This window comes from Hydrocoleum sp. CS-953 (assembly GCF_002260545.1).
In the GTDB taxonomy this organism is placed as follows: domain Bacteria; phylum Cyanobacteriota; class Cyanobacteriia; order Cyanobacteriales; family Microcoleaceae; genus Trichodesmium.
Genome location: NZ_LGSU01000840.1, coordinates 1 through 4,976, shown reverse-complemented (window position 1 = coordinate 4,976; position 4,976 = coordinate 1). Strand labels below are relative to the sequence as shown.

The 4,976-nt window shown below is 37.5% G+C and carries 4 protein-coding genes; 2 read left to right on the top strand and 2 right to left on the bottom strand.

Annotated elements, in window-relative coordinates:
* Nucleotides 1-500: 500 nt before the first annotated feature.
* Nucleotides 501-1,460, top strand: coding sequence for an alpha/beta hydrolase (locus AFK68_RS10770; protein WP_094672699.1), 960 nt, complete (start codon nt 501-503; stop codon nt 1,458-1,460).
* 652 nt (nt 1,461-2,112) lie between these two features.
* Nucleotides 2,113-2,295, top strand: a complete 183-nt coding sequence (locus tag AFK68_RS10765; RefSeq protein WP_094672698.1) for a hypothetical protein — start codon at nt 2,113-2,115, stop codon at nt 2,293-2,295.
* A 981-nt stretch (nt 2,296-3,276) separates the two neighbouring features.
* On the opposite strand, the gene rfbC is transcribed toward AFK68_RS10765, so the two are convergent.
* On the bottom strand, nt 3,277-3,825 hold the full coding sequence (rfbC, locus tag AFK68_RS10760) for a dTDP-4-dehydrorhamnose 3,5-epimerase (protein WP_094672483.1): 549 nt from the start codon (nt 3,823-3,825) through the stop codon (nt 3,277-3,279).
* A 162-nt stretch (nt 3,826-3,987) separates the two neighbouring features.
* Nucleotides 3,988-4,851, bottom strand: coding sequence for a bifunctional 2-polyprenyl-6-hydroxyphenol methylase/3-demethylubiquinol 3-O-methyltransferase UbiG (locus AFK68_RS10755; RefSeq protein WP_094672484.1), 864 nt, complete (start codon nt 4,849-4,851; stop codon nt 3,988-3,990).
* Nucleotides 4,852-4,976 lie beyond the last annotated feature (125 nt).

The window sequence follows — 4,976 nt, the reverse complement described above, 5'->3', positions numbered from 1 at the left end:
TATCATGTCCGCTGGTATCGGAGCGTGTAAACCCCAGGGTTAATAACTACAGGAAATTTAAGTTTTTTCTGGCTCTTAAACCTTCTGTTGTAGGTAATTATTAATTATTAATAATTAAATAATTCGCGCCTTGAAGCCTCCCCTTGGATAGGGGAAAAAGCGGTAGGCAAGCGGAGCATGACCTTAGGATGGGATGGCGTTTCGCTTCGCGTTACATGTCGCGCAGCGTCCCGGAGGGACAGGTTTCCCGCTCTTGCAGAGCCGCTCCGCTTTATATGTCGGCGACAGCCGTTAACGAAGTTGTGCGCCAGCTAAACGCCATATCCAATCGACCAAGAGAAAAGTGCTCTTGAATTTCCTTATCTTCAATTCCCGTGGGGTTTTAACCAGAGGTAATTATCAATTATCAATTAATGAAAGCCTTCTTCCTTACCCTTACCTTACAATACCGATGCTACCGGACATGATATAAGTCCTAATAATAAATAATAAGTAACTTTATGATGATTAGCTATTACAGCGTTCCAACTACTATTTCCCCTGAAGCACAGGAAGTATTACGCCAGTTTCCGCAAAATACAAAAAGTCTTCCAGCTACTGACGATCTTGATGTTTGGAAAAAAGTTTGGCAGGAAAACGAAGAAAGTAAAAAAGAGGATAATGCAAAGGTTGTTGACCATTACAAACCTGTCGTTCAAGAGAAAAAATTAGGTGGTGTACCTGTTCTAGATGTCAAACCCAAAAACTGGCAAGACAATGGCAAAGTGCTTATTTATCTTCATGGAGGTGCTTATGTACTATTTAGTGCTGCATCTACCCTCACCAGTTCAGTACCTGTTGCCGATGTAACAGGGTTAAGGGTAGTATCTGTTGACTATACTGTAGCTCCCTTTGCTAAATGGGATAAAATTACAGATCAGATTATTCAGGTCATTAAAGAACTGATAAAAGAAGGCTATGAACTGGAAAACATAGCAATTTATGGAGATTCTGCTGGAGGTGGACTTACCGCTGGAACCGTACTAAAAATGCGCGACCAAGGCTTAAGTATGCCTGCCGCAGTTGTACTTTGGTCGTGCTGGTCAGATATTACAGAAACCGGCGATACTTACGAAACTATCAAAGATAGAGACCCAATATTAGTCTATGATAACTTTTTGGCTAACGCAGCTAATGCCTACGCCGATCCTGCCGATCATAAAAACCCTTATGTCTCTCCTGTCTATGGGGACTATAATAAGGGTTTTCCTCCAACTTTGATTCAGGTTGGTACAACAGAAATTTTCTTTAGTAATTCTGTTCGCCATTATCAGATTCTCGATCAGGCAAAAATTCCGGTTAAGTTTGACCCTTATGAGGGAATGTGGCACGTTTTTCAAACACTTAACTGGGAGTTGCCAGAGTCAGAGTTAGCACGACAAAAGATGGCTGTTTTTCTGGCAGAGCATCTGAAATATTAAATACTATTAGAACTCCAAAACTTGTAAATCTTGCTAAAATTAAATTCATCATAAAAAATTGGTAAGTGGGAAACCAGCCTGTGTTAACGGCTGGATGGAAATGACGCGACGGGTTTTAACCCGTAGTCAAAACCTGTTATAATTAAGGCATTAAGACACAATGACCTCTGAAGCATGGTGAAAGCCCGATAGCTAATGGACGCTTTCGTAGGGACGTTGCATGCAACGTCCGTACAGGGTGGTTAATCGAAAAGGTAGCCCGGTGCTTACCAGCACTCTGTTTCCAGCCGTTAGTCAGCACGTTGTATCTCAGAGCGAGTGAATTAATCAATAACTTAAAAAGTAGCCTCAATGGTCTTTGGCCAGAGAGAGTAGTAGCAATTGCCACCGCCTTGTAGGGGCGAACGGCCGTTCGCCCCTACTGCTGCTGTATGCGTACTACGGTACGGTACTGGCAATGTGGCCGTTTCGATTTTTCGGGAACCGTGCAATGTGTAAATCGTGGTTTTAACCTGATTTACAGCTCCTAGTCACGAATCCACGCGACTTTAGTCTGTGGAGTGTCAAAGAAGTACACTTTCTATGCAAACAGTAGAGATGTTCCATAGAACTTCCCTATAGGTAAATTTAACATTCTGACTTAAAAATAACTATGCAAATTTTTCGTCAATATATTGCTCCATTAATCGTAGTAATCATATTTTTAATTGCTATGGTGGCAGTCAGCGCTCGTATATTTCTACCAGGTGACCTCGCAGCACCAGCTCCGACAGAGGAATTAAGTTCTCCTAAAGAAGCAGCGATACTATCTACACCTAATGTTTATTTTTCCTAATACAGCGCTTCCCGTTGTTATGAGGTAAAAAATTTTAGGTTTGAGGGAACAGGGAATAGGGAATAGGGAATAGGGAATAGGGAATAGAGAATAGAGAATAGAAAAGAATAAAAACAACTGTACCTCATAGCTTCGGAAACTGATGTATCAGGTAGATATAGCGCTACCCGCAATTCAGATAGGGTAGCCGTCGGATTGGCGACGTACAGAAGTAATCCTTAAGTAAGATAGAAAAAGAAAGTATTTCTCCTCAGAATAACAATAATGTTACTTGAGAAATGCTCTTGACATACTCCCGACGTTGCGCTTACGCGACAAAGCGAGATTCTTCAGTCAGCAAAAACTGACCGCTGTTTTAACAGAGGTGATGTCCTCCCCCTGTGATGACGCTTACAATAACAAAATCATCCTAGCTTGTCAAGGACTTATGAACGTTTAGCTTGTGGAGGTATCCGAATCTTGGCCCTGGCTTTCCCATACGACGCTCCCCCACCGGAGAGCGCGGGACTTCCCGCCAGGGAAGTTAAATGGTAATTGTCAAATGGGTCAATATGGAAGATAAGTAAAAATTAGAGTAGTAATATTTTTTGATTTACAAGATACAATAGAATTTCGATCTGCCTTTGACTAAGTTTAGATAGGCAAAATTAAGCCCTCTATTAAAAACAATTTTAGCTGTAAGGATTCAGGTATCTTAAACCCAGTTATAGAGAGACTTCTGAAAGCGACTGACTCAGCAATTTAATAGTCTCATTCTCAATAATGAGGAAAATAAAGGTTTGTAGCCATTTATAATTGAGAATATAATTTGGGAGGCAATTGCCGGAAATGCTTATCCATCAAGATTTATAGACTTTTCCATAAGACCTAAATCCTTACCTTTAGCTAGTAAAATTTTCCCAACTATCTTGTCAAAGTTTTAAAAGTTATTTACTAGAAAATTTTTCCACTTCAACTGATAACTGATAACTGATAACTGTTTTATGCAAATAAATCAGCATCTTTCAAAGTTTTTCCTGCTGCATCTTTTTTAGATAATTTAACCTCAATTCCATCTAAAGGCCAACTAATCCCAATTTCTAGATCGTTCCACAAAATTGAACGCTCATATTCAGGTGCGTAATAATCAGTAGTCTTATACAAAACATCTGCAGTTTCAGACACTACTAAAAAACCATGAGCAAAACCAGGAGGTACCCAAAGTTGTCGTTTATTTTCTGCACTTAAAAGATAACCTACCCACTTACCAAAATTAGGAGAATTTTTCCGAATATCTACAGCAACATCAAATATTTCTCCCACAACTGCTCGTAATAATTTACCTTGAGCTTGTTGAATTTGATAATGTAAACCTCGCAATACTCCTTTGCTAGAACGAGAGTGATTATCTTGTACAAATTCCAGATTGATTCCTGTTTTTTCTGAAAAATTGCGTTGATTAAAACTCTCCATAAAAAAGCCACGTTCGTCTCCAAAAACTTTTGGCTCTATTAACAATACTTCGGGAATTTCTGTTTCAATTACATTCATTTTTTTTACCTCAGTTGATTGATAAGGGAATAGGGAACAGGCAATAGGGAATAGTGATAATGAACTTAAATCTCCTTTTAATTTATCACTAAAAAGTTAATAATTTGATAATCATGGAGAATATAGAAAAGAAAATCAAAATAAGCTGATAACTGATAACTGTTAATTGTCTTTTTTCCCCCAAGCTTCTAATTCTCCTATCGACAAAGAAAAAACTAATTTATGTAGATTGAGTAATTGAGAAATTGAGAGTAAAAAAGAAAATAAAGTTGGCTGATAATATTGCATCCTATTCAATATATATTCCAGACTCATAGAATTACTGGTTGGCTTTGATTCTACATCAGAAAATCCACTTTTTTCCAAAGCAAATTTTATCGTATCAAGGGAGAAATATGTCAAGTGTTCTGTTGGTTTATAGTGATACCATAAATAACCCAATAATTTCTGCCAAAATCCTCCCACATTTGGAGTAGTAATAAAAATCCATCCTCCTGGTTTCAAAAGTTGATAAGCTGCTGTTAGTTGACCAATAGGATCTGTCGTATGTTCAATCATATCTTGCAGCATAATCAAATCAAAAGAATTAGGTTCAAAATCATGATTAAACAAATCACCCTGAGATACAGATAAACCTCTACTTTTAGCAAAATTTACTGCATATTCTGAAACTTCTAAACCTTGAGGATTATTCCATCCTAAATTTTTTGCTTGCTCCAAACAATCACCTAAAGCACAACCTACATCTAATAATAAACCTTGACCATAAAGTTTTTTCTCTGCTTTTAATAAACGTTTTCTAAAAGTCTGACTATTAATTTTCATCCCTTGGAAATAATTAGAATATCCTCCTTTGGGAAAATCGTTATTATAATAATCTTCTTGATAGATTGCCGTAGGATTTGCTGGTGGATTATTATCCCATACCATATCACATTCAGAACATTTTGCTAATATATAGTCATCACCTGCTTTGTAGTAGTTAAATTTATTTGTATGACACAGGGGGCAATGATTTTTTGGCATAATATTTGATTAAAATTACTTCTGTTTCTGATTTTGTGAAAAATATTAAAGGTAGTAGTTATCATTATCTAAATAATGTTCTGTCTCCGAAGGAAAATAAATTGGCTTGGCAAAAAGTATATGGT